Raw genomic sequence first — 24,819 nt, 5'->3', positions numbered from 1 at the left:
CAACGATTCACAAATGCGGAAATTTTGATCGCATAGGAACCGATTTGCACCTCGGCACTTGGCCGACTCGGCTGGCTCAGCCAGGAGTGTCGGATGTCACCTCGACGCCGCGCTCCCCTTCCTCCACGCACGCCACCACTGACAACGCGTCTCCCCCACCTCCACATGCGCTCCCCCACGACTCGTGATCCGATGCTGGAGTGGACCGGCAGCGGGCCGGCGGCGAGAGCGCGGGCAAGGGCGAGAGCGAGGCCACCGGCGTGGCTCCGCCGGAAGGCGATCCCGCGTTCTGGAGCGTCTGGTCGGCGCGGGTGCAGGTGCTGCTGGGGCAGGTCCTCGACGGGACCCCCGCCGCTATCGCCGTCCTCGACACCGAACTGCGCTACCGGTACGTCAACGACACCCTGGCCCGGATGAACGGCGTACCGGCGGCCGACCACATCGGCCGTACCGTCGCCGAGGTCGTCCCGGGGGTCGAGGCCGGCGAGGACGTACTGCGTGCCGTCATCGCCGACGGCATCCCGCGCGAGACGATCTCCAGCGGCCACACCCAGGCCGACTCCCCCCTGGAACGCCGCTACTGGCACGGTGCCTACCACCGGTTGAGGCAGGACGGCCGGACCCTGGGGCTCGTCGGCATCGTGCTGGAGATCTCGGCCGCCCGGCAGGAGCAGCGGGAGCTGGAGCGGGCCCGCGAGCGCCTCGCCCTGCTCGACGAGGCCGCCACCCGCGTCGGCACCACCCTGGACATGGACACCACCTGCCAGGAGCTGGCCGAGTTCCTGGTGGCGAAGCTCGCCGACGCCGCCACCGTGAAGGTCCTCCCCGAGCCGGGCGCCGGCCGGGCGCCCCGCGACGGATCACTGCGGCTGCGCCGGGTGGCGCTGGCGGCGGTGCCCGAGCTGGAGACGGTGATGCGGCCACTGGGCCGGCCCGGCGAGTACGTCGACCACCAGCCCAGCTCCTCCGTCGTCCGCTGTTTGGCGGCCGGGCGTCCGGTGATCGACAACCTGATGGACGAGCAGGACATGGGCCGCGCCGGGGCCCACACCGGGAACGTCGGCGCCTATCTGGCCGCCGGTATTCACTCCGCCCTGATCGTGCCGCTGACCGCGCGCGGCCACCACGTGGGCACCGTCACCATGGTCCGGGCGGGCGACTCGCCCCTGTTCGACGAGACCGACGCCGTGATCGCCCAGGACCTGGCCGGCCGGGCCGCGATCAGCCTCGACAACGCCCGCCGCTACACCACCGAGCACAACTCCGTCGTCCAGCTCCAGCGTGCCCTGCTGGCCGAGCCGGGCAGCCCACACCCGGACATCGACGTCGCCTACCGCTACCGGCCCGCCGGGCGGGGGGTGCTCGTCGGCGGGGACTGGTTCGAGACCGTCGCCCTCGACGACGGACGTACGCTGCTGGCCCTCGGCGACGTGATGGGCCACGGTCTGGAGGCCGCCGTCGCGATGAGCCGCTACCAGGCGATGCTGCGCGTGGTCGCCGCCCGCGAACCCGGCGCCGACCGCATCCTGCTCGAACTCGACCACCTGCTGCACACCACCGCCGCCGACCGTCCCGCGACCTGCGTGATCGCCATCGCCGACCCGCGCCGGGGCATCTGCACCTACGCCAGCGCCGGACACCTGCCTCCCGTCGTCTTCCGCCCCGACGGCCGGGCCACACTCCTGCCCGTCCCACCCGGACCGCCCCTGGGTACCGGGCACAGCCAGTACGTCTCCCTCACGGCCCCCTGCGAGCCGGGCCACACCCTTCTCCTCTACACCGACGGTCTGATCGAACGCCGCCACGAGGACATCGACGCCTCCCTGCGCCGCCTCACCCGCGTCCGCGGCTGCCCGGCCCCCGAGGACCTCCTCGACCAAGTCCTCGACCTGGTCGCCCCCGACGACCCCGAGGACGACATCGCCCTGGTCGCTGCCAGATACAACTAGAATTCGCGCGGCCGCGACAGCAGACGCGAGCAGACGAGCGAGAGAGTGCGGGGAAGTCATGACTACGGACCAGGCGGATCAGGTGGAGCAGACCGAGAAAGCGGGCCAGGAGGAGCGGCTCGAGGTGACACGTATCGTCGCGGCGTCCCCGGCCCGGATATTCGCCCTCCTCTGCGACCCCGACGGGCATGTCACGATCGACAGTTCGGGCATGCTCCAGGCCGCCGACGGGGACGCCGTACGCGCGGTCGGGGACTCGTTCGTCGTCCACATGGACCGCGAGGCGCTGAACGACCGGCCGCTGGGCCGGTACGACGTCACCGTGGAGATCACCCGGTTCGAGCAGGACACGCTCATCGAGTGGACCCCGACGTCCGCCAAACTCCAGCCCTCCGTCAACCACCACTTCGGCTACCGCCTGCGCCCCACCGAGGACGGCACCGGCACCGAGGTGACCTCGTACTGCGACTGGAGCCAGATCCACGAGCGCTACCGGTCCGCCGGGATCTTCCCGCTCCTCCAGGAGGGCGCGCTGCGGGCGACGCTCGGAATCCTCGCGCGGACCCTCGAGCGGGGCGCCTGAGCCAGGTAGGTCACCGGGTCACTTGGACTCGACCCGGCCGAGCGGGTCGGCGCCGGCCGCCAGTTCGTCGCGCGCCGTCTGCCAGGCGGTGTCCCCGGGGTAGAGCTCCGTACGGAGGTAGGCCGAGGTGAGGCGTTGGACCGCGGCCACCCGGGCCGGGTTCTCGTCCGTGGTCTCGGCGACGTCGTATCCGGAGATGCCGCCGAGGCCGTGCTCCGCGTCGAACAGGGTGAGCAGGGACTTCGGGCCCGGGGCGAGGACGTAGGGGTCGGTGTGCCAGGCCGGGCCCATGACCGTCAGATGTGCGGAGGCGTCCTTGTCGCCGGCGACGACGAGCGTCGGTGTCGTCATGCGGGAGAAGTCCGTGGTCGCGAAGAACGGCCAGTTCTCCGCGACGTGTCCGGTGAGGGCGTCGCCTCCTCGGCCGGGCGCGGCGAGCAGTACGCCCGCGCTGATCCGGGGTTCCGTCAGGTTCACCTCCGTTCCGTCGTCCGGGTCGGTGAGGCGGGCGCCCAGCAGCAGGCTCGCGGTGTGCCCGCCCATGGAGTGCCCGGCCACGGCGACTTTCCCCCGGTCCAGGCGCCCGGCGAGCTGCGGGACGGCGGCCTCGATCTCGTCGAGCCGGTCGAGGACGCGCGTCATGTCCTCGGCGCGTGAGCGCCAGTACAGCGGCGCCCCCGGGGTGGACGCGGGCAGGGTCAGCGTCGTCGAGCTGAGATGGGTGGGCTGGATGACGGCGAAGCCGTGTGCCGCCCAGTAGGTGACGAGGGGGGCGTAGCCGTTGAGCGAGGAGAGGTTGTTCGAGTGGCCCTGGCCGTGCGAGAGGAGGATGACGGGCAGTTCGCCGTCGCCTGTCGCGGGAGCGGATATCCGGAGCCGCAGGTCCACAGCACGGTCGGGGGTGGGCAGCACCACCGGGGCGATCGAGAGGACAGGGGTTTCACTCATGACGCGTACTTCCTTTAGACTGGAACGCACAAGCGGAACGTTGCTCCGCTTACGATACGGAGCACTGTTCCGCTTTGTCAAAGCCGACGGAGAGAGCGGATGGGGTGGAGGAGGGACAGCGTGGTGAATCCTGCGGACAAGTCCGGAGAGGTGCCCGTGCCCGCCCGGAGCAGGCGGGCCGACGCGCAGCGCAACCAGCAGACGCTGCTCACCGCCGCCGCCGCGGTGTTCGTCACCTCCGGCGTCGACGCGCCGATCCGCGAGATCGCGGCCAGGGCGGGCGTCGGGATGGGGACGATCTACCGGCACTTCCCGACGCGGGCGGATCTCGTCGTCGCCGTCTACCGCCACCAGGTCGAGGCCTGCGCCGAGGCCGGCCCGACCCTGCTCGCCGCGACCGGCTCACCGCTCGCCGCACTGGTCCAGTGGGTCGACCTGTTCGTCGACTTCCTGGTCACCAAGCACGGCCTCGCCAACGCGATGCAGTCGGACACCAGCGGCTTCGACGCCCTGCACGCCTACTTCCTCGACCGCCTGGTACCGGTCTGCGGGCAGTTGCTCGACGCGGCCGTCAACGCCAGGGAGATCAGGCCCGGTACGCGGCCCTACGAGCTGATGCGCGGCATCGGCAACCTCTGCATCGGCCATGACAGCGACACTCGGTACGACCCGCGCCGCCTGGTGGCACTGCTCCTCCAGGGGCTCGCGAAGGACTGAGCGCACCTCCCGCCCGCGCCGCCCGTCCCACGCGCCCGGCGCGGCCCGACCGGAGCGGGACAGTCGGTGACGGCCGCTCCGTATCGCCATGATCCACACAACCCGGTCAGCTGGGCGGCGAAGACGGCGGGCGTGACGTCGTACGACATCGGCCGCCGGGTCGTCACCCGCAGCGGCACCGGCGAATGGAAGCTCGGTCCGCTCCAGACCTGGCGCAACCGCACCACGGCGAAGTCGGCGGTGTTCGGCGCGTCCGGCAGCCCGGTCGGGCCGACGCCCGGTCTGACGTACCGCTTCTCCGCGCGCGCCCACGACGACGCGGGTCAGACCGGCGCGTGGAGCGCGGCGGCGCGACCGGTGTGCCCGTCGACGACCGGTCCTCGGTGCTGTCCCACAAGGGAACCTGGTCGTCGGCGTCGGTGACGTCGGCCTGGGCGAAGACCGAGCGGGTGTCCGCCACGAAGGGCGCCACGGTGTCCTTCACGGCCGACGGCACCCAGCTGCGGATCGTGGCGACCCGCAGGTCCGACGGCGGCCGCTTCGCGGTGATCGTCGACGGCGCCACGGTGGGCACCGTGAACCTGTACGCCCCGACAACGGGCTACCGCCAGGTGGTGTTCACGCACACACTCGGTACCAGGATCACCACCCACACAGCGCAGCTGAAAGTACTGTCCGCCAGCACCGCGGGACGCTCCACCGTGCACCTGGACGCGGTCATGGTCACTCGCTGACCACCGACGAAAGCTGACTACGCACGAAACAGGAGACCCCAGGTCAGATGTCTGACCTGGGGTCTGTCCCGGAGCGAGCGGCCGTACGGGCCGGGTACGCCGCCGGAGCTCAGTTCGGCAGTGCCCTGGTGAGCACCCGGAAGACGGAACCCCCGGCATCGGGACGCAGTTCACCGAGCTCCTCCCAGCCCCATGCCCGGAACGCGGCCTGTGCCTCCGTGCCGGTGGGACCGAGCAGGACGACCGCCAGTTCCGCGGCGGAGGCACCGGTGAGCAGCCTCTGGTGGAGGCGTCCGCCGATCCCGCGCCGGCGGTGCTCCGGCAGCACCATCGACTCGGCGATGACGAACACCTTGCCGGAAGCCGTGAGTTCCTCGACCTCGTCGGGAACCACACCGACGAATCCCCGCCACCACGAGCCGTCACGGTGCAGCGGATATCCGTACGCCACCCCCGCGGGTTCGTCGTCCTCGCCGTCCTGGTCGTCGGCCACGACCATGTCGAAGCCTGGCCGCTGGACATCCTCCGCGAGCCTGGCCAGGAAGCGTTCCCGGTTGCGGTATTCCTCGCCCGGGGGTTCCTGGTAGGCAGCGACGTACAGGTCCGCCAGCTCTTCCCGGTCGCTGTCGGCCTGCCACCGGCTCAGCCTGCGGAAGAACACCTCGCCCATATCCAGCCCCCTCGCCCACGACGCCCGGCAGCCAGCCTGCCCCGCCGCCGCCGAGCTTATGCGGGCCGCCCGCCAGGGCACCCCGCCGAGGCACGCCTCGGGCCTGCCGAGCGGCGTACGGGTCGTACGGGTGTGCGCCCGGACCGTCAGCTTCCGCCCCCCTGGCCCTTCCGCCCCGGCAGGTCCTGTTCGGCCCAGATGATCTTGCCCGCCTGGGTGTAGCGCGTCCCCCAGCGGCGGGTCAGCTGGGCCACCAGGAACAGGCCCCGGCCGCCCTCGTCGGTGGTCCGCGCATGGCCCATCCGGGGGGAGGTGTTGCTGGCGTCGGACACCTCGCAGATCAGCTTGTCGTGGCGGATCATGCGGAGCCTGACGGGTCCCGTGCCGTGCCGGATGGCGTTGGTGACCAGTTCGCTGACCACCAGTTCCGTGGTCATCGCCAGGTCGTCCAGCCCCCATCCGATGAGCTGGCGGACGGCCAGTTCCCGGGCGCTCGCGACGATCGCCGGATCCGTCGGCAGGTCCCACGAGGCGATCCGGTCGGCGCCCAGCGCGTGCGGGCGGGCCAGGAGCAGCGCGACGTCGTCGGTCTGCGGGCCGGTCAGCAGGTTGTTCACGACCGCCGAGCACAGCTCCTCCAGCGGCAGGCCGGACTGCGCGAGCACATCGCTGAGGCGAGACAGCCCGACGTCGATGTCCTGGTCGCTGCTCTCGATCAGGCCGTCGGTGTAGAGGGCGATCAGGCTTCCCTCGGGGAGGGAGATCTCGGCGGACTCGAAGGGCAGCGAACCGAGGCCCAGCGGAGGGCCCGACGGCAGGTCGGGGAAGGTGACCTTGCCGCCGGGGCTGACCACGGCGGGCGGCGGATGTCCGGCGCGGGCCATGGTGCACAGCTGGGTGACCGGGTCGTAGACGGCGTAGAGGCAGGTGGCGCCCAGTACGGCGGTGGCGATGGGTTCGTCGTCGCCGCCCTTCTCCTCCGTCAGGCGGATCACCAGGTCGTCCAGGTGGGCCAGCAGTTCGTCGGGCGGCAGGTCCATGTCGGCGAGCGTCTGGACGGCCGTACGCAGCCTGCCCATGGTCGCCGCCGCGTTGAGGCCGTGTCCGACGACGTCACCGACGACCAGGGCGACCCGGGCGCCGGACAGCTGGATCACGTCGAACCAGTCGCCGCCCACCCCTTCCCGCACGTCGGTCGGCAGATAGCGCGAGGCGACCTCCATGGCTGTGCCCCCGTTCAGTCCCTGCGGGAGCAGACTGCGTTGGAGGGCCAGGGCGGAGGCGTGCTCACGGGTGTAGCGGCGGGCGTTCTCCACCCACACCGCGGCCCGGCTGACCAGCTCCTCGGCGAGCACCAGATCGTCCTCCTCGAACGGCTGGGGATGCTCCATACGGACGAAGGAGGCCACCCCCAGCACGGTGCCGCGCACCGACAGTGGCACCCACATCGCCGAGTGCATCCCGAATTTCGCGATGCTCCTGGCCCGCGCCGGATCCTCCGAGATCCACGGGGCGGTGACCGGGTCCAGGAACGGTTCCAGCACGGCGGTGCCGTTCGCCATGGTCTCGAAGTACGGCGACGACCTGGGCGCGTCGATCGAGCCGCCGGTGGCGATCACCGACTCCGGGCAGCCCACGTGGATCGACTGCTGCCCGGCGCGCCGCACCAGATACTCGCTGCCGACCGGCCCCGAACCGGGTTCGTCGCCGTGCAGCACCGCTTCCAGCAGATCGACGGTCACGAAGTCGGCGAGCCTCGGCACCGCGAAGTCGGCCAGCTCCTGGGCGGTCGCCAGCACGTTCAGAGTGCCCCCGATACGGGCGCTGGCCTCACTGAGCAGGGCCAGTCGCTCCCGGGCCCGCCAGCGGTCGGTGACGTCCATGCCCATGTAGCAGACGCCCAGCGGGTTGCCCTCGGGGTCGTCGAGCCGAAAGAAGGAGGTGGAGTAGGCGTGTTCCTGGTGCGGATCCGCCCAGGTCCAGCCCCGGTACTCGTAGTCGACGACCGGCTTGCCCGTCTCCAGCACCCGCCGCATCTGTGCCTCGAGGGCGTCGGTGTTCAGGCCCGGCAGCGACTCCGACATCCGGCGCCCGAGCCGCTGGTCGCGCGGGACACCGCCGTAGCGCTCCAGGGTGTCGTTCATCCACACGTACCGCAGGTCCGGGCTGAGCACGGCCATACCGAGTGGTGAGCGGGTGAGGAATCCTTCCAGCACCTCCCCGCTGACCGCCCAGGTCGGTGCCTTCGACAGGTCGATCGCCGAGACGAGCCACGCCCTGCGGTCGTCGGTGTCGGACATCGCGGTCACCCGCAGCCCGACCTCGACCCGGTGGCCGTCGCGGTGCCGGGCGCCCACCAGGCCGCCCCAGCTCTCCCGGGTCCCGCACGCCTTGGCGACCCCGGCCGCCCGTGAGGCGTCTTCCGGCGACGCCAGCAGAGCGGTGGCGGACCGGTCGAGGATCTCCGCCGCGCCGTATCCGAGGAGCCGCTCGGCGGCCCCCGTCCAGCCGATGACCGTGCCCTTCGCGTCGATCACTGCGGCGGCCACGTTCGCCGCCTCGAACGGTCCATGCGTTCCGTCCGGCTCTGCCTCCCTGGGGAACATCATGAAAGCCGTCCCATCTGGCGGATGGCAGCGGATGGCATACGGGCAATTCTATGACGTATCACCCGGCGGTGCTTCTCCTCCTACCGCTCTCTCCTGGGCTTACTCCCGTCTCTCCTGGGCTTACTCCTGGCCCTCGCCGGTGGTGAGCCGGGCGATCATCAGGGCCAGCAGGATGATCGCGCCGTAGATGGCCTGGATCCAGAAGGACGACACCTGCGCCAGGGTGAGCAGGTTCTCCAGCATGCCCAGCAGCAGGACCCCGAGCAGCGCCCCCGCCAGCGATCCCCTGCCGCCGTTGAGGCTGATGCCGCCGATGACGGCGGCGGCGAACACGGTGAAGATCAGGCCCTGCCCCTGGTTGGCGTTGATCGCCCCGACCCGTCCGGCGATCACCAGACCGGCCAGCGCGGCCAGCGTCCCGCCGATGACCAGAACCCCCCAGGCCACCCGGTCGGTCCGGATGCCCGCGGCCCGCGCGGCGGGGGTGTTGCCGCCCACCGCGTACACCGCGCGCCCCAGCCGGTGGTAGCGCAGCGCCCACCCGGCGACGGCGAAACAGGCGCCGGTCACCCACACGGCGAGGGGGACGCCGAGCCAGTTGGCGGAGCCGAGGGTGAAGAACGCGGCGGGGGCGTCGAACAGGGTCTGGCCGGAGACCATGCCGACCAGGAGTCCGCGCAGCACGATGTTCATCGCCAGGGTCACGATGAAGCCGTTGAGCTGGAGCTTGACGATCAGCAGCCCGTTCACGGCCCCGATCAGCGCCCCGGTGAGCGGGATGACCAGCAGGCCGAACCAGGTGGGCAGCTCGCTGCCGAAACCCGCCGAGGCGGCCGGGATCACGACCATGAACCCGAGGGCCGGGGCGAGCCCCGCGATCGACTCCAGCGACAGATCCATCTTGCCGCTGATCAGGATCATCGCCTCGGCGAGCACCAGCAGTCCGAGCGCCGAGGACGCGCTGAGTACGTTCAGCAGGTTCTCCCGCTCGAGGAAGCTGTCGTTGGTGACCGCGCCGATGACCAGCAGCAGGAGCACGGCGGGCAACAGCGCCAGGTCGCGGATCCGGCCCAGGGCGATCACCCGGAGAGACCGACGGCCGGGTGTCGGCGTGTTCGGGGTGGCGTCAGGCATGGCCGGTGCCGACCCCTTCGATCGCGGCCACCAGTTCCTCGTCGGTCCAGCCGACGGCGTACTCGGCGGCGAGCGAGCCGTTGACCATCACCAGGACGCGGTCGCAGGTCCGCAGGTCCGCCAGCTCGTCCGAGACGACGAGCGCCGCGCGTCCGGCGGCCCTGGCCCGGTCCACGACCGACAGCAGCGTCCGTCTGGACTTCACGTCGACACCCGCCGTCGGGTGGATGAGCACCAGTACCGCCGGATCGGTGGCCAGGGCCCGGCCCATGACGACCTTCTGCTGGTTGCCGCCCGACAGGTTCCGGACCGGCTGGTACGGGCCGTCCGTCGTGATGTCGAGATCGGTGATCGTCCGCCGGGCGAAGGCGTCCCGGGCCCGGCGCGAGATCACGCCCAGCCGCCCCAGCCGGTCCGTGATGGTCATGGAGGCGTTCTCGGCCACCGACAGCTCCGGAACCAGCCCTTCGTGGTGCCGGTCGCGCGGTACGCAGCCCACGCCCGCCGCGAGCGCCGCGGCGACGCCGGCCGGTCGCGTCGGACGGCCGAGCACCTCGATCCGCCCGCTGTCGGGCCGCCGCAGCCCGGCCAGCGCCTCGGCGACCTGCTGGCTGCCGGAGCCCGCGAGGCCCGTCAGCCCCACCGTCTCACCGGACCGGACGGCGAAGCTGACGTCCGTGAAACGCGGCCCGCTCAGCCGGCTCACCCGTACGGCCACGGGCGCGTCCGCCGACGACGACCGGATCCCTGCGGTGCCGGGCGCGGCGCCCGTGTCCCGCTCTCCGGTCATCGCATGGACGAGTTCGGTGCTGCCCAGCTCGCCCACGGGGGCCGTGGTGATCCAGCGGGCGTCCCGGAGCACGGTGACGGCCTGGCAGACGGCGTACACCTCCTCCAGATGGTGGGAGATGTAGAGGAAGGTGATCCCGGCCCGCTGCAACCGCCGGACGTGGGTGAACAGGCGGTCGATCGCCCTGCTGTCCAGCTGGGCGGTCGGCTCGTCCAGGATGATGAACCGGGTTCCGCGCGAGATCGACCGTGCGATCTCCACCATTTTGGCGTCCTCGACGGTGAGCCCGCCGGCCGGTACGTTCTCGTCGACCTCCACACCCCATTCGTCCAGCAGTTCGCGGGCCGCCGCGCGCATCCGCCGCCAGCTGATCACCTGGCCGCGCAGGGTGGGCTGCCGGTTGACGTACAGGTTCTCGGCGACGGTGAGGTCGGGGATGATCGTCGGCTGCTGGTAGACGCAGGCGACCCGCCGCTGCCATGCCTCACGGTCCGCCGGGGCGGGCGCCGGTCGGCCGTCGAACAGGACGACGCCGCTGTCCGGCTTTTGCAGTCCGGTCAGAATGGCCACCAGGGTCGACTTCCCGGCCCCGTTACGGCCGACCAGGGCATGCGACTCACCTGGCCGGACGGCGATCCGCACGTCGTCCAGGGCCACGGTGGGCCCGTAACGCTTGTGGATCCCGTGGGCCTCGACGACCGGGTGGGGGTCGCCTCCGTCGGCGCGGGGTTCGGTCGGTGGCGTCAGGTTCCTCACCCTCTCGCTTCCTGGGTGCCGGGGAAAGACGGTTCTCCCGAGAGTCAGGAGCTCTTGCCGATGCGGTTGGCTTGCCGATCCGGTCAGCTCTTGCCGATGCTGTTGCCCCACAGCGACGGGTCGCCGGCGTTGGCCTTGGTCACCAGCGGCGCGGAGAGCTGGTCCTCCAGGATTCCGCCGGGCAGCTTGACGATGGTGCTGTCGTGGTCGGTCGGGCCCGGATGGAAGGTGTCGCCCGCCATCGCCCGCTTGATGTAGTAGATGCCGTACTTGGCGTACTGGTCGGCCGGCTGGGAGACCGTCGCGTCGATCAGGCCCTTGCGGATCGCGTCCAGCTCCTGCGGGATGCCGTCGTTGGAGGCGATCACGAGGTGCCGGGGAGAACCGGCCTCCACCAGCGCGTTATGCCGCCGCAGCACGCTCAGTGTGGGGGCCAGATACACGCCGCCGGACTGCAGGTAGATGCCCTTGATGTCGGGGTTGGCGGTGTACAGCGCCTCCAGACCGGCCGCCGCCCTCTCCGACTTCCAGACGGCGGGGATGTTCAGCACCTTGATGCCGGGATAGTTCTTTTTGACGCACGCGCTGAACGACTCCGACCGGTCCCGTCCGTTGATCGACGCCAGATCGCCCTGGATCTGTACGACCTTGCCCGTCTTCACCGCGTCGCCGATCTGCCGGCAGGCCTTCTCCCCGAAGGCACGGTTGTCGGCCCTGACCACCATCGCGACCTTGCCCTTGTCGGGCGCCACGTCCACGGCGACCACCGGGACGCCCTTGCGCTGCGCGGCGTTCAGCCCCGCGACGATCGCTGCGGAGTCCAGGGGAGAGACGACCAGGCCCTTCACGTTCCGGGCGAGCAGATTCTGGATGTCGGTGATCTGTTTGCTCGGATCGGCGTCCGAGTTCACCAACCGCAGCACGTCGACGTCCTGGTCGGCGGCCTGCTGGGGGACGTAGGAGGCGTACGACTCCCAGAACGGTGAGGTGAGGAACGGCAGCACGACCCCGACCTTGCCCGAAGCGGAGTCGGTGGTGCTGCTCGTGCCCCCACCGCAGGCGGTGACGGCCGGCGCGCAGCCGAGTGCGAGGGCTGCTCCGACAGCGGCGATACGACGCTTCATGGTGCTCGGCTCCGGGTGGGTGGGCGGTGGGTGCTGGGTGCGTTTCTGTGGGTGGGGTCTCGGTGAGTGGGTTTCGGTCGGTGGGTTTCGGTACGTGGGTTTCGGTACGTGGGTTTCGGTACGTGGTGAGGTGCTGGTCAGTGGAAGGAGTCCGGGCGTCTGCGGATGCCCTGTATCCCCCCGTCGACGGCGAGTGCCGTCCCGGTGGTGGCGCCGGCCAGTGGCCCGGCGAGATACGCGATGGCGTCGGCGACCTCCTGGGCGGTGACCAGGCGGCCGGTGGGCTGGCGGGCGATGAGGGCGGCGCGTTCGGCCTCCGGGTCGTCGGAGTCCGCGAGCAGCCGAGCCACCCAGGGGGTGTCCACGGTCCCCGGGGTGACGCAGTTGACCCGGATGCCCTCGCCGATGTGGTCGGCGGCCATCGCCAGGGTCAGCGCCAACACCGCGCCCTTGCTGGCCGAGTACAGCGCCCGCTGCTGTAGCCCGGCCAGCGCCGCGACCGAGCAGGTGTTGACGATGGCCGCGCTGGGGGACCGGCGCAGATACGGCAGCGCCGCCCGGCTGGTGCGGACGATGCCGAGCACGTTGGTGTCCAGCACGCGGTGCCATTCGTCGTCCGGGTTGTCCTCCACGGTGCCCAGCGCGCCGATGCCCGCGTTGTTGACCAGCACGTCCAGGCCTCCGAACAGGTCGACGACCCGGCTCACGGCGTCGTCCACCGCCGCGGCGTCCCCGACGTCGGCCCACACCTGGTGCAGCCCTGCGGGCGCCGGCCCGGGAACCCGGTCGAGCACCGCGACCTCGCACCCCTTCGCGGCCAGCGTCAGGGCGGTGGTCAGACCGATCCCGGACGCCCCGCCGGTGACCAGCGCGGACATCCCCTGGAACTCCTTCCCGGCGCTCATGCCGGGGAGCCCTCGGCCAGTGGAGCGTCGTACGGGGTCTGCCAGGCGGCGCCGCCGGGGAACGCGTACGCGGCGAGGGACTCGGGCCGCATCTCCGAGCTGAAACCGGGGGCGGTCGGGGCCGCGTACCGCCCCCGGACGATCACCGCCGGGTCGAGGAAGTGCTCGTGCAGATGATCGACGTACTCGATGACCCGGTCCTGGAGGGTGCCGGAGACCGCCAGGAAGTCGAACATCGCCAGGTGCCGCACGAGCTCGCACAGGCCCACCCCACCCGCGTGCGGGCACACCGGGATGCCGAACTTGGCGGCGAGCAGGAGGATCGCCAGGTTCTCGTTGACTCCCCCGACCCGGCAGGCGTCCACTTGCAGGAAGTCGATCGCGTCCGCCTGGAGCAGCTGCTTGAACATCACGCGGTTGTGCACGTGTTCGCCCGTCGCCACCCGCACCGGCGCCACCTGTCGGCGGATCTCCGCGAGACCGAGAACGTCGTCCGGGCTGGTCGGCTCCTCGATCCAGTACGGGTCGAACTCCGCCAGTCGCCGGATCCATTCGACCGCCTCGGCGACTCCCCAGCGCTGATTGGCGTCCAGCGCCATCCGCACCCCGGGGCCGATGGTCTCCCGCGCGGTACGGCACCGCCGTACATCGTCGTCCAGGCGGGCGCCGACCTTGAGTTTGATCTGCCCGAACCCGCTGTCCACGGCCTCACGGGCGAGCCCGGCGACCTTGCTGTCCGGGTAACCGAGCCAGCCGGGAGAGGTGGCGTACGCCGGATACCCCTCGGCGAGGAGTCGCGCCTCCCGCTCCCGTGTCCCGCCTCGCGCCCGGCGCAGGATGCCCAGCGCCTCGTCGGGGGTCAGCGCGTCCTCGATGTAGCGGAAGTCGATCAACGCGACCACCTGTTCGGGTGCGAGGTCGGTCAGCAGCTTCCACAGCGGCTTGCCCTCCCGCTTCGCGTACAGGTCCCACACGGCGTTGACCACGGCCCCGATGGCCATGTGGGTCACGCCCTTCTCCGGCCCCAGCCAGCGCAGCTGACTGTCGCCGACGAGCGATCCGCTGAATCCCCCGAGGTCGGACAGGGCCTCTGCCAGCGGCAGCCCGACCACCTGCGGGCGCAGCGCGTTGATCGCCGCCACCTCGACCTCGTTGCCCCGGCCGATGGTGAAGCAGAAGCCGTGCCCCTCCAGCCCGTCCCCGACATCGGTACGGATGATCACGTACGCCGCCGAGTAGTCCGGATCGGGGTTCATCGCGTCCGATCCCTCGAGCCGACGGGACGTGGGAAACCGGATGTCGTAGGCGTCCAGCGCCGTGATCCGCCCCCGGGTCGGGTGGGGCGTCATGGCAGGCGGCTCATCGACGTCATCGGGAGACTCCAGAGGATCGGGATCGGGATCGAGATCGGGAGAGGATCGGGCCTGACGGCGGACTTTGACAGCCCAAATGAGTCTATATCGCCCTAAAGCTCCGGTCGCGTCCGCACACCCGCACCTACGCCCGCGCTTGCGCTGCGCCTTCGTCGATCGAGACGCCACGGCTGCGCATTCCGGGGTTAAATAAACGAAATACCGCAGCACAAAGAGTCGGCACACAGTATGAGGAAAAGCGTGCGCAATATCGGTAACCGACAGCCGTGATCTCCGGGTGGGCCTCCCTTATGCTGCGACCATGTCAGGCACTCCTGGGCGCCAGGCGGTTATCGCGCGGACCGGCCGAAAGCAGGGCGCGAGGGAATCCGCTGTCGCAACCGAGCAAAATCCGCACACACCCCGCGACCACTTCCTCGCCGCATGACGGAAACGCCGAAATCGCCCCGAGAGGGACGTGAGGCCCAAAAACAGGGAATTCTCCGGGACCTCCGCGATGCCGCGAACGGCACGCCCACCGCCCTCCTGGTAGAGGGCGAGGCAGGTGCAGGGCGCAGCACCCTGCTCGCCGAAATGGCCAGGCAAGGCGAGAAGCTCGACTTCTCCGTGGCGCATATTCGATTACACCCGGCAGAAAAGCAATCGGCCTACAGCACGGCTTCGCGGTTGCTCCACTCCCTCCAGACATCCCTGGGAGTGGGAGGCGGAGTGGGCGTTGACTTCCTGTCCAGTTCGGCACCCCACTACCGTGAGTTCGAGCAGGCTCTCGCCGTGGCATCGGACGGTGCTCCGATCCTGCTGGTCCTGGACGACCTCCACTGGTGCGACGGGCCCTCGCTGCACTGGCTGGGCCGCATGGTGAGCCAGTGCCGTACGCCCCAGGTGACGCTGTTGGGGAGCGCGCGGACGGGGGAGCCCGTCGCCGCTCCGGCGCCGTTCGGCGAGCTCGCCGACCTCTGCCGGCGCACCACCCTCGTCGGCCTGGCCCCCGCGAGTGTCGAGCGGCTCGTCCGGTCCGCCCTGTCCGACGAGTGCGACCCGGGATTCCTGCGCGCGGTCGTACGCGAGACCGGAGGCAATCCCCGGCTGCTGCGGGCGCTGCTCGACGCACTCGTCGCGAACGGAGCGACGCCCGACGAGGAGACCGGCCGCCATCTGGCCCAGTACGCGCCGGAATCCGCGGCCGACGACGCCTACGCGCGGATGCGCGGCCTCGGCCGGGCCGCGGTGTCGATGGCCCAGGCCGTCGCCGTGCTCGGCGACCACGCCGAGTTGGCGATCGCCGGGCGGCTGGCGGGACTGACCGGCACGGAGGCGGCGTCCGCCGTCGACCGGCTCGTACGCCGTCATCTGCTGGTGAACCAGCAGCCACTGGCGTTCCGCCGTCCCCTCATCGCGGCGGCGATCGAGCGGTTCCTGCCCGTCAGCACCGCCGACACGCTGCACTCCCGTGCCGCCCGGGTGCTGCACGAGACGGGAGCCGAGAAGGCCGAGGTGGCGGAGCACCTGGTGCACACCAGCCCGGGGATCGACGCCTGGGCCGGCGAGATCCTGCACGACGCCGGCGTCGCCGCGATGGCCGAGGGCAGACCGCGGGCCGGCGAGCGCTATCTGCGACGCGCCCTGCGAGAGCCCCGGCCGTGGGCGCGGGCGTGTGTGCCCACCGGCCCGGCCGAGTCCTCGCACGAAGACGCGGCCTGCGTCGACATCGCCGGCCATCTGGCCGGCGCCCTGCTGATGTTCGGCCGCGCGGAGGAGGCGCGGACGGTGCTGGACCGTACCTCGCTGCGGCTGGCGAAGGTGGAGTCGCTCTCCGTACGCCTCGAGGCACAGGCGATGGTCTCGGCCCTGGTGGACATGGCACCCGCCATCGAGATGAACCGGCGTGCGACCGGTCTGAGCGGCAGGAAGTGGCAGGACACGATCGCCCAGCAGTGCCTGGACACGGTCCGCGCCGTGCAGTGCTGTCGCCACGACGGCTCGGCGGACGAGGCGCGGACACTGGCCCTCGGCGTCCTCACCGGGCCCTCGCCGGGCCACTTCCTCGACCGCATCCTGTACTGGGCGAACGTGCTCACGCTGGGCCGGGTCGAGGACGACGACGCGGCGCTCCACTACTGCGACCTGGGGACCGCCCAGGCCGACAGCGAGGGTGACCAACTGGGCTCGGCGATCGCGCACGCGGTGCGGTGCCGGCTCCTGTACGACGTGGGACGGCTCGGCGAGGCGATGGAGGCGGCCCGAAGCTCCACCATCCTGCTCAAACGATCCGGTGTCGACGTAAGACTGTTCCCCTGGTTGCAGGAGCAGAGCCTGCTGGCGCATCTCCTCGTCGAGCGGGGCGAGACGGCGGAGGCGGCCCGGCTGCTCGGGGTCGGGGTCGGGGTCGGGCAGACTGGCGGCTCCAGATCCCATCCCGAACTCGGCTCCGGGCGGGGCCGGTTGCTCCTGGCGCGAGGGGACGCGCGCGGAGCGATGACCGAGTTCCTCGACTACGGCGCCCTGCTGCTGAGCCACAACATCCGTGGCGTGTCCTACGGTTCCTGGCGGTCGTGGGCCACGCGGGCGTTCGCGGCTCTCGGCGATCACGCGCACGAGGGCGAGGGTGAGGGTGAGCGCGTACGGCGGCTCGCCGAGGCGGAGTTGGCGCTCGCGCGCCGCTGGGGCCGTCCCAAGGCGATCGGCACCGCCCTGCACGCCTGCGCGCTGGTGGCCGACGCCGAGGACGCGCCGCGTCTGTTCGAGGAGGCGGAGGCCTCGCTGGGCGGTCCGCACGCGCGGCTGCCGCTGGCCCGGGTGCTCACCGACCACGGTACGGCGCTGCGCCGCCTCGGACGTGACCGGGAGGCGGTCCCTCTGCTGCGCCGGGCCGCCGAACTCGCGGCGGCGTGCGACGCGGTGCCCCTCGCCGAACGCGCCAGGGCCGAGGCACGCCTCGCCGACGCGACGGATGACGTACCGGTGCCCGCGCCGAATGCGGTGCGCCCCGCCGGGCCGCCCGCCGCGCCGTCGGGTCCCCAGCTGGAGATCCGCTGCTTCGGGGTGTTCCAGGTACAACGCGGGGGCCGGAAACTGGACTGCTCGGCGCTGCGCCCCAAAGTCCGCGCGCTGTTCCAGTTGCTGGCCATCCACACGCCCCGGCTGGTCCACCGGGAGCGCCTGCTCGAGGCGCTCTGGCCTGATCTGAAGCCGGAGGCGGGCATACGTAATCTGCAGGTGGCCATCTCCCAGCTGCGCGGCTTCCTCGAACCCGAGGCCGGGCGCGGTGACCACCGGCTGCTGCTGCGGGACGGCGAGTCCTACCGCATCGCCCTGGCGCCTACCGATGCGTGCGACGTCCTCGAGTTCGAGCAGGCCGTCGCCGCCTGGCGGCGCATCCGCAACACCGGACGTACGGAGGAGATCGCCGACACCCTGCGGGCCGCCCACCTCTGCTACGCCGGGAGCCTGCTGCCCGAAGTCGGCCCCGCCGAGTGGGTGGTGGCGGAACGCCGACGGCTGCGCATCCGGGCCGCCGACGTCACCGGCGCGCTCGCGGAGGCTGAACTGGCGCTGGCGCGCCCGGTCGAGGCGTCCGAAGCTGCCCGCCGCAGCCTCGAACTGGACCGGTACCGCGACCGCTCGTGGCAACTGCTGGTCGCCGCCCACCGCGAGGCGGGCAGCACGGCGGCGGCGGAGCGCGCGCAGCGCGAGTACGAGCGGGTGATCAGCACCCTCGACTGACGAACGGCTCACGTCGCGCGCCGTGGCACAGCCATGGGGCCCGCGCGCGTGCGGCTGCCGCACGCCGCGCGCCCCGCAGGGCCACGGCGTCACAGCCGGGCCCGTTCCCGCGAGCTCAGTTCGAGGGGGCCGCGCAGCTTGGCGTTCTCCTCCGACTCGCCGTCCCGGCCGCCCGAGGCTGCCTCCCGGTTGTCGGTGCGGGCCACGTACGGGATGGGGCCGCGCAGCACGGTCAGGGTGTGGGCGGCGACGTTGCCGTGCCGTCCGCCACCGGTGCGGTAGCGGCGTACGCGGACCTGGGCGCCCTTGGGCGGCACCGCGCCGCAGCGGCGCAGCGTGCCGTCGGGGTCGCGCAGCGCGGGCCCGAACGCCACCTCGCCCAGGGTCCGGTCGAGCCTGACATGACGGTCGCCCGGCCCGCTGGCGCCGAACGACTCGACCTCGGTCCACTCCTCCCAGCCGCCGTCCGCACCGGCGACCTCGACGATCAGGGGCTCCTCGTCCGGCAGCACCGGCGGCCGTGCGACCGCGAACCGCTGGCCGGGCACCCCTTCCGTCTCACCGAGCCGCTCGCCGGTCACCAGTTCGGCGTGGACCGCCGGGGCGGTGCCCCCGATGGTGAACGCCGTGACCCCGTGCAGCACCGGGGAAGAGGAGTAGAACGGCTGCTCGAAACCGGGGGTCAGGACCCGGCAGCGCAGCCACCCCGCCCGTCGGCCGGCGAAGGGTGCGAGCGTGTGGCCGCCCGGGACGTGCAGGACCACCTCACCGGGCCGGTTGAGCCCGCCGGTCTCGTCCCGCTCCACCTCGCACACGTGCCAGTCCGCGCCGTCGAATGCCTCCCAGACCAGCGGCGGGCGGCGCGGATCGACGCCGATGCCCTCCACCCGGCTGTCCAGCCGCAGGACCACCGCGCAGTGCGGGACGGCGGCGGTCAGACCGATGAGCAGGGCGTCCCCGGGGGCCGGCTGCGTCTGGAAGCAGCCGATGTCCCGGCCGTCGGCGAGGTCGTCGGTCCGGTCGGTGGCGCGCGCCCCCTCGTACTGGGTGAGCAGGTGCGCGTACGAGCAGGGCACGACCGCCAGATCGGCGGTGGTGGCGAAGACCAGGGCGTCCTCGGTCTCGGTGCGCACCGTCGCGATCTCGGTGTTCTCGGGCAGCACCACCGTGCCGGGCTGCGGTGCGGAGAGCCAGAAGGTGACGTCGGCGCGGGCGGGAACCGGGGGGAACAGGGTGACGCCGATGAGGTCCAGGAACGCCAGATAGCTCTTCTCGGGCACCCGGTTGAGCCGGTAGAGCAACTGGTCGGTCATGTGCGCGAACGCCTCGATCAGGGTGACCCCGGGGTCGGAGACGTTGTGGTCGGTCCACTCCGGGCCGCGCTGCTGGACGAAACGCGTGGCTTCGTCGACCAGGTGCTGGAAGCGGCGGTCGTCGAGGTTGGGGGCGTGCGGAGCCATCAGCGGGCACTCTCCTGGATACTCGGCGCCGCCCCGTGGCGGGGACCGGCCGGGGGCGCGTCGTGCGAGGGGATGACATAGAAGGGGAATGGGAAGACGAGGTTGCGCGGGTTGTCGGCGCCCCGCAGGGTGACGACCACGTCGGTCGGTTCGATCCTCGGTTCCCAGCGGTCGAGGGAGCTGCGCACCTCGTGGGCGAGGCGCCCGGCGGTGTCCTCGTCGGCGGGGCGTGGCCACGTGGTCGTGGACGCGGCAGCCGAACTCGGGGCGCATCGGGCGCTCGCCCGGGGAGGTGCCGAGGATGATCCTGATCGACCCGGCGATCTCCCGGTCCCGGGTGACAGGGCGATGCCCCCGGATGCCCCCGGTGGCGTCGGTACGCAGGGGAAAGGCCCGCCCGGCCCCGACGAACTGTTCGGCCATTGCCTCAGTGCTCCACTCACGCGGTCGATCCTGGTCGCCCGCCGGGAGGTTCACCCGCGTGCGGCAGCGCAGAGAAGGGCGCAGAAGTCGTTACCCCATCGGGCAGTTCCCGGCCGGGCTCAGGGCCTCAGATCAGGCCCTGCCGCAACGCGTAGGCCACCGCGTGCGTGCGGTTGCGCAACTGCAGCCGGCTGGTCACGTCGTGCAGGATGTTCTTCACGGTGCGCTCCGAATAGGAGAGGTTCTCGGCGATCTCGCGGGTGTCCATCCCGTCGGCGACCAGCTTGAGGACGCCGATCTCACGCGAGCTCATCCCGGTGTACGACAGCCCGCGCGGGTCGAGCAGTTGCTGGTGCATCTTGCCGACCTGGGCCAGCAGCCGGGCCAGCAGGTCGGACGGCATGCTGCTCTCGCCCCGGGCCGCCAGCAGGGCCACCTGGACGATCCGGTCCGGGCTGGCCTCCGACCGGCGCAGCACGCCCAGGACCCCGCACTCCGCCGCTGTGACGAGGCCCGCGTCGTCGACCCGGGAGGCGATCAGTACGACGCGGGCGGCGGACGTACGGCGCAGACGGCGCAGCAGGACCACCGTGCGGTCGTCGACGCTGTCGGTGACGCTGTCGGTGACGACGAACACGACCGTCGCCCGCTCCTGTTCGGATTCCTGGAGTACCCACAGTTCAGGGCGTTGTCTGAGCTGGCTGACGACGCCCGACCGGGAGATCTGGTCTTCGGCGAGGACTGAGACGGCGACACGTTCCACTGCGCGCTCCTGCGTTTTCGGCCCGCGACCGGATGAGCGTCGGCCGGCCAGGTGGGGGGGTGTTGAACCAGGTGAACCAAGTGGCACGAGCATGCACTTGAGGACTTTGCGCGCACTTAATGTGAAGCTAATGGGAAGAAATCTTGCCTCTGTTTCTTCCCGATCGGTCCCTGGCGTGGGGCGGCGACCTTCTTACCGTCAGGGGCTTTGACAGCAAACTGCACGGTTGGCGTCCCCCGTCACTTTCGGTGGCGTACCGGTTCGAGGTGGTCGGTGCGCCGTCGGCCTGGTCCGCTTCCGGCCCCCACGCCCGCCTGACGCCCCGGTCGGGCAACTGCCGTTCGAAAAACTGCCCTGCGGCCCGCTGCCACGCGCCACTCACCCAAGCCCCGCCCCGCCACGGCCCTCAGTCGTCACGGGTGAAGTCCGGTACACCCGCGACCGAAGCCGGATCGCCGATCGGCCAGGTCGCAACGCCTTCCGGAGCACGCACCCGGGAAACGCTGATGCCATGCAGACACGCGCCGCACCAGAGCAGCACGTAGCCGACCCGACTGCTGTCGTCGACGACATACCGAACCTCAAGACAGTCCAAGCCGCACACCGGACACGGACTGTCGGCCGCATCGCCATGGCCCTCGGCGACGCGCGCCAGAGCCTTCAGCCACGCCTCACGCATACGCGATGTGAACCACGATCGATACCTTCGATACGGCTGCGCCGGCGACCGCCTGAGCGTCCACCGGTCGCACCGACAACGCAGACGCCGCCAGCCATCTCACCATAGAGGGGAGAAAGTCGGCCCCTTGCCCCACGGGTGAACCCACCGCCGGGCCTCCGGCCGAACCTGCCGGACAGGCAGGTCGACGCAGCCGAACGGGAGGATCAGGTCCGTCGAAGACCTCGCGCGCCCCCACCCGTCCCACGGGACCGACACAAGGCGATCATGGATTTCCAGGACCTGTTGCCCTTGAAGGGAAGCTCGAAGATCCGGGCGAAAAGCCACGCCCCGAGCACCGAGACCGGCAGTGCCACGGCCAGCGTGAACCAGAAGGTGGGCAGGCCGCGCGAGACGAAATGCGGGGCCACTCGGCGGATCACGGCCAGGACGATCGGCAGATGGATCAGATAGAGGCTGTAGGAGAAACTGCCCAGACTCCGAACGGGCCGCGCGGTCAGAAGCCGTACGAGGACGGCGGGCCTGCCGGTGGCGATCGCGGCGATCAGCATCGTCATGGCGGGAGCGACGGCGAGATCCACCCAGAAGTAGTGGTTCACCGTCCACACAGACCCTCGAACGACACCGACAGCCAGCACAGGCACAGCGGCCAGCACGGCGAACCATCCCCAGGGCAGGCGCCGGACCCTGTCCGACGCCACGACGATCCCCGCACCCGCCACGCCGGCCACGAACACCGGGGCGAGATGCGGAGCGAGCCAGTTGGCGCCTTCCACCGGAGACGCGTCAGCCGCCATCAGGCCACGGGCGATCACCGGAAGAGCCACGCACGCGACCATGACCGCCGCGCCCCACCGCCGCCGCACGAACAGCAGAAGGGGGAAGAGGAGATAGAGCTCGGCCTCCACCCCGATCGACCAGAACGCGCCGTTCGGCGTCGGTGCGGTGACCATGTCCTGACCGAGAAGGCCGTACACCAGCACGGACGAGCCCGTGGGCGGTCCGAAACGCGAGGCGGGCACCACGAACGAGGAAATGATCAGGCTCATGACCAGCGCTGCCCAGTACGGAGGCAGAATCCGCCAGGCACGACGGCGCAGGAACTGCCCGACGCCACCCGACCCCCAACCGTGACGCGCCGGCGAGATCGCCAGCGAGAACCCGGACAACACCAGGAAGAAGACCACGGCCAGGCGCCCGAACATCAGCCCGTCCAGCCATGGCGGCGCCGAACTGTCGGGATACCCCGGGAACGTGTACAACCAGCAGTGGAACAGCACCACATACAGCGCCGCCAGGCCACGGAGACCGTCCAGACCGAGCACCTGCCGACGGACGTCTGTCCCGCTCGCCCCCTCCGCCCGCCCCGGTGGGACGGCCACGTCGAGAGTGCCACTGACCGAACGGCTCGAATCCACTGAAATCGCTCAGCCCTTTTCCCGGGCACCGCGTTCACAGCCCACCGCCGACACCCCGACGGCCGCTGCGCGATGCAACCCACGGCAGACATCCGCCCGCCGACCCGTTTCCCTGCTGGTACACCGGGCGCAACGATGCCACCCACCGAGACTGATACGTGGCGTCCGGCTGAGCAGTTCAAGAGACAACCGAGATTCTCATCTCGACATCAAGGGATACACGCCACTGCACAACGGGCGGCACGAACGATGTTGGCGTCGGCGTCGTCTGAACTGGGCCGCCGTCGAGACACGTGCTCGGGGTTTCCGCGAACGGGGGACCGGGCACCATCCGCACCGTCAGCCCGCAGGTTCTGGACCACCGGGGTCGCGTCCCTCGAAACGAAGCCCCGCTCGGATTCATCTTCTCCCGTCAGACACCTCTATGGCCCCGCCGGATCGCTCCCGGCGGGGCCACGGCCTTGCTCTTGCATGCGAGAGCAAGGCGAAGATCAGGTGTTCCAGTTACGGCCGAATATCACTCACCGCTCCACACCGCGATCTCTCCTCCGGGCAGGCAGGTCACTCGCTTTCCCTTAGGCCCGACAAGCCCCCAAGCCTCATACTCCCCATCCGGCCGGACAGTCAGTTTCGCGCCGCTTTCGAATTCGATCACGAGATCACCGGCTCTTCCTGCTTCAGCCTCAGTAATCACGTCACGGGCCAGTCGGACGAGATGGGGAGCCGCGGCGTCCGGGGATTCTGGATCAAAAGACACATAATCCTCTGCCGAGACTCGGAGAACCGCCTCAGTTTCGATACGCAGTTCACAATCTCCGCTGGTAAGGACTGTGAGAGCCGCGTCGAAGCAGACACGGGTAACTACATGACCCCGAAGGTTCAGGTTCATTCCTACCACCCCACCGGAAGTGGATAAGTGCCGTCAGGATTCATCGAGATATGCGTAGCCGCTTTCGAGCCGGGCTTTCCGTCGAGTCCGATCGGCTGGCCACGCCCTGCGCCACCCAGCCATCACCAATCCAGCAGGACGCTGAGGGCCGATCCCAGGAGTGCACGGCGCCCCAGTTGGACTGACACCCGCAGCCGAAGCGGCCGCTGATCCGAAGCGAAACGCCCTTGGCCGCCCCATTCTCCATGGGGCGGGCAAGCGCGTTTGCGACAAGGCGAGCGGTCCTGCGACTAACCGATGGCGACGACCACCGATCCCGACCCCTCAGCCAGATAGTCGTGGTCCCCGCAGCAGTCCACGTGAAGGTGGTCGTCCACGTCCGCCTCCGAAGCGAAGCCCTCGATATTGTCGGCAAGGAGAGACAGAGACTCCGGTCCGCCTTGGACATCCAGGGATTCCCTGTCTCCGGACGACGAGATCATGACCTTCCCGCTCGCTCGCCGGAACGTGATAAGTGACAACAACCTGCTGTACGGGAACGGATCGGAGACCTTCTCCAGCGGAATCTCCCAGTGCACGCTCCGCAACTCCCGCCCGAGGGCCAGCAGTTCCGAGCGGGTCCCGGAGAGCCCCAGTTCCCCGGTCGAGTCACCGCGCAAGACATTCACCGCCTCACACCTCCGTATTTTCGCTACGGTCAGTAGTCACCGGACCGGCACCAGAGGAAAAGGTAACGATGGGCCCATCCTCGGAGTTGATGATTCGGACGTCGAAAGCTCGGTCAGGGAATTCTGCGTGCAAAGCGGCCCTCCAAGATTTTGCGATGCATGCGGCAATAAATTCTAGCGCCTGCCAATCCTCGTCCGTGTCTTCTGATTCGACAACCTGCCATACTCTCAATTGATTCAGCGTCGCTTCGATTCTTTGGGTATCACCCGAGAGGTTCTCCTGCCAGACGTTGAAATTTGACTCCTCGTAAGCGCGATCCCACAGCACGCAGCCCCCCGCTTCGACAAAACGAGGCCAAAAGATTCGAGAAAATGCTACAAGCAATGCCATGTCGCCATTACGTTTTACATAATCTACGTAATCAACGGCACCTCCCCACTCCTCCGTCCAAGATGCAATTTTGGGATACTCCATGGGATTGTCCATCGATAGCTCCTTTTATG

The 24,819-nt window shown here is 70.3% G+C and carries 20 protein-coding genes and 2 pseudogenes; 6 read left to right on the top strand and 16 right to left on the bottom strand.

Features of this window, described 5'->3' with window-relative positions; translation table 11 throughout:
- Nucleotides 1–200: 200 nt before the first annotated feature.
- Together ADL01_RS39275 and ADL01_RS39270 are read left to right on the top strand one after the other, a co-directional pair.
- Nucleotides 201–1,949: a SpoIIE family protein phosphatase gene (locus tag ADL01_RS39275; RefSeq protein ID WP_199835110.1), complete on the top strand. Its 1,749-nt coding sequence runs from the start codon at nt 201–203 to the stop codon at nt 1,947–1,949.
- Nucleotides 1,950–2,007: 58 nt separating this feature from the next.
- Nucleotides 2,008–2,532, top strand: coding sequence for an SRPBCC family protein (locus ADL01_RS39270; RefSeq protein WP_053746871.1), 525 nt, complete (start codon nt 2,008–2,010; stop codon nt 2,530–2,532).
- Between the two features lie 18 nt (nt 2,533–2,550).
- Here ADL01_RS39270 and ADL01_RS39265 read toward each other — a convergent pair whose 3' ends face one another.
- Entirely contained in the window at nt 2,551–3,480 is a 930-nt protein-coding gene (locus ADL01_RS39265; protein ID WP_053746870.1) for an alpha/beta hydrolase family protein, read from the bottom strand.
- Between the two features lie 123 nt (nt 3,481–3,603).
- Between ADL01_RS39265 and ADL01_RS39260 the strand changes: the two genes are divergently transcribed.
- The 3 genes from ADL01_RS39260 to ADL01_RS39255 all read left to right on the top strand — a co-directional run bounded on the left by ADL01_RS39260 (nt 3,604) and on the right by ADL01_RS39255 (nt 4,931).
- Nucleotides 3,604–4,197, top strand: a complete 594-nt coding sequence (locus tag ADL01_RS39260; protein WP_234354963.1) for a TetR/AcrR family transcriptional regulator — start codon at nt 3,604–3,606, stop codon at nt 4,195–4,197.
- A 66-nt stretch (nt 4,198–4,263) separates the two neighbouring features.
- A complete protein-coding gene (locus tag ADL01_RS45125; RefSeq protein ID WP_159049758.1) occupies nt 4,264–4,620 on the top strand; it encodes a hypothetical protein in 357 nt (118 codons plus the stop codon).
- On the top strand, nt 4,557–4,931 hold the full coding sequence (locus tag ADL01_RS39255) for a hypothetical protein (protein WP_159049757.1): 375 nt from the start codon (nt 4,557–4,559) through the stop codon (nt 4,929–4,931). Before ADL01_RS45125 ends, ADL01_RS39255 begins: the two co-directional genes overlap by 64 nt.
- A gap of 109 nt (nt 4,932–5,040) precedes the next feature.
- Here the strand turns inward: ADL01_RS39255 and ADL01_RS39250 are convergent, their stop codons facing one another.
- The 7 genes from ADL01_RS39250 to ADL01_RS39220 all read right to left on the bottom strand — a co-directional run bounded on the left by ADL01_RS39250 (nt 5,041) and on the right by ADL01_RS39220 (nt 14,268).
- The gene (locus ADL01_RS39250) at nt 5,041–5,601 is read right to left on the bottom strand and encodes a GNAT family N-acetyltransferase (protein ID WP_053746867.1); all 561 of its coding nucleotides are present in this window, start codon (nt 5,599–5,601) and stop codon (nt 5,041–5,043) included.
- A 146-nt stretch (nt 5,602–5,747) separates the two neighbouring features.
- Nucleotides 5,748–8,210: a SpoIIE family protein phosphatase gene (locus ADL01_RS39245; protein ID WP_053746866.1), complete on the bottom strand. Its 2,463-nt coding sequence runs from the start codon at nt 8,208–8,210 to the stop codon at nt 5,748–5,750.
- 120 nt (nt 8,211–8,330) lie between these two features.
- Nucleotides 8,331–9,344, bottom strand: a complete 1,014-nt coding sequence (locus ADL01_RS39240; protein ID WP_053746865.1) for an ABC transporter permease — start codon at nt 9,342–9,344, stop codon at nt 8,331–8,333.
- Nucleotides 9,337–10,890 carry a sugar ABC transporter ATP-binding protein gene (locus tag ADL01_RS39235; protein ID WP_053746864.1) on the bottom strand — a complete coding sequence of 518 codons (1,554 nt, stop codon included), beginning with the start codon at nt 10,888–10,890 and terminating at the stop codon, nt 9,337–9,339. Before ADL01_RS39235 ends, ADL01_RS39240 begins: the two co-directional genes overlap by 8 nt.
- 83 nt (nt 10,891–10,973) lie before the next feature.
- Nucleotides 10,974–12,014 (bottom strand): sugar ABC transporter substrate-binding protein, encoded by a 1,041-nt coding sequence (locus ADL01_RS39230; RefSeq protein ID WP_053746863.1) that lies wholly within the window; start codon nt 12,012–12,014, stop codon nt 10,974–10,976.
- Between the two features lie 137 nt (nt 12,015–12,151).
- Nucleotides 12,152–12,919: an SDR family NAD(P)-dependent oxidoreductase gene (locus ADL01_RS39225; protein WP_053746862.1), complete on the bottom strand. Its 768-nt coding sequence runs from the start codon at nt 12,917–12,919 to the stop codon at nt 12,152–12,154.
- On the bottom strand, nt 12,916–14,268 hold the full coding sequence (locus ADL01_RS39220; protein WP_053746861.1) for an enolase C-terminal domain-like protein: 1,353 nt from the start codon (nt 14,266–14,268) through the stop codon (nt 12,916–12,918). The genes ADL01_RS39225 and ADL01_RS39220 overlap by 4 nt, the downstream gene beginning before the upstream one ends.
- Nucleotides 14,269–14,715: 447 nt before the next feature.
- On the opposite strand from ADL01_RS39220, the gene ADL01_RS39215 reads away from it, so the two are divergent.
- A complete protein-coding gene (locus ADL01_RS39215; RefSeq protein ID WP_078961040.1) occupies nt 14,716–18,015 on the top strand; it encodes a BTAD domain-containing putative transcriptional regulator in 3,300 nt (1,099 codons plus the stop codon).
- A gap of 98 nt (nt 18,016–18,113) precedes the next feature.
- On the opposite strand, the pseudogene ADL01_RS39210 reads toward ADL01_RS39215, so the two are convergent.
- The 8 genes and pseudogenes from ADL01_RS39210 to ADL01_RS43220 all read right to left on the bottom strand — a co-directional run.
- Nucleotides 18,114–19,475 (bottom strand): annotated as a pseudogene (locus ADL01_RS39210) (putative baseplate assembly protein); the annotation flags it as partial.
- Nucleotides 19,475–19,898: pseudogene (locus ADL01_RS39205) on the bottom strand (GPW/gp25 family protein). The pseudogenes ADL01_RS39205 and ADL01_RS39210, both read right to left, overlap by 1 nt.
- Nucleotides 19,899–20,025: 127 nt before the next feature.
- Complete coding sequence (locus ADL01_RS39200) at nt 20,026–20,661, bottom strand: helix-turn-helix transcriptional regulator (protein ID WP_053746858.1); 636 nt, start codon at nt 20,659–20,661, stop codon at nt 20,026–20,028.
- Between the two features lie 406 nt (nt 20,662–21,067).
- On the bottom strand, nt 21,068–21,340 hold the full coding sequence (locus ADL01_RS39195) for a hypothetical protein (protein WP_053746857.1): 273 nt from the start codon (nt 21,338–21,340) through the stop codon (nt 21,068–21,070).
- A 206-nt stretch (nt 21,341–21,546) separates the two neighbouring features.
- On the bottom strand, nt 21,547–22,722 hold the full coding sequence (locus ADL01_RS39190) for an acyltransferase family protein (protein ID WP_078961039.1): 1,176 nt from the start codon (nt 22,720–22,722) through the stop codon (nt 21,547–21,549).
- A gap of 553 nt (nt 22,723–23,275) precedes the next feature.
- Nucleotides 23,276–23,647 (bottom strand): DUF6188 family protein, encoded by a 372-nt coding sequence (locus ADL01_RS45120; RefSeq protein WP_159049756.1) that lies wholly within the window; start codon nt 23,645–23,647, stop codon nt 23,276–23,278.
- A gap of 290 nt (nt 23,648–23,937) precedes the next feature.
- On the bottom strand, nt 23,938–24,306 hold the full coding sequence (locus ADL01_RS39185) for an Imm32 family immunity protein (RefSeq protein ID WP_159049755.1): 369 nt from the start codon (nt 24,304–24,306) through the stop codon (nt 23,938–23,940).
- 13 nt (nt 24,307–24,319) lie between these two features.
- Complete coding sequence (locus tag ADL01_RS43220) at nt 24,320–24,802, bottom strand: hypothetical protein (protein WP_234354957.1); 483 nt, start codon at nt 24,800–24,802, stop codon at nt 24,320–24,322.
- Nucleotides 24,803–24,819: the final 17 nt, after the last annotated feature.

Source organism: Streptomyces sp. NRRL WC-3618 (assembly GCF_001280005.1).
GTDB lineage: Bacteria > Actinomycetota > Actinomycetes > Streptomycetales > Streptomycetaceae > Streptomyces.
Note: the sequence above shows the minus strand (reverse complement) of the source record. Positions and strands in the feature narration are given on the sequence as shown.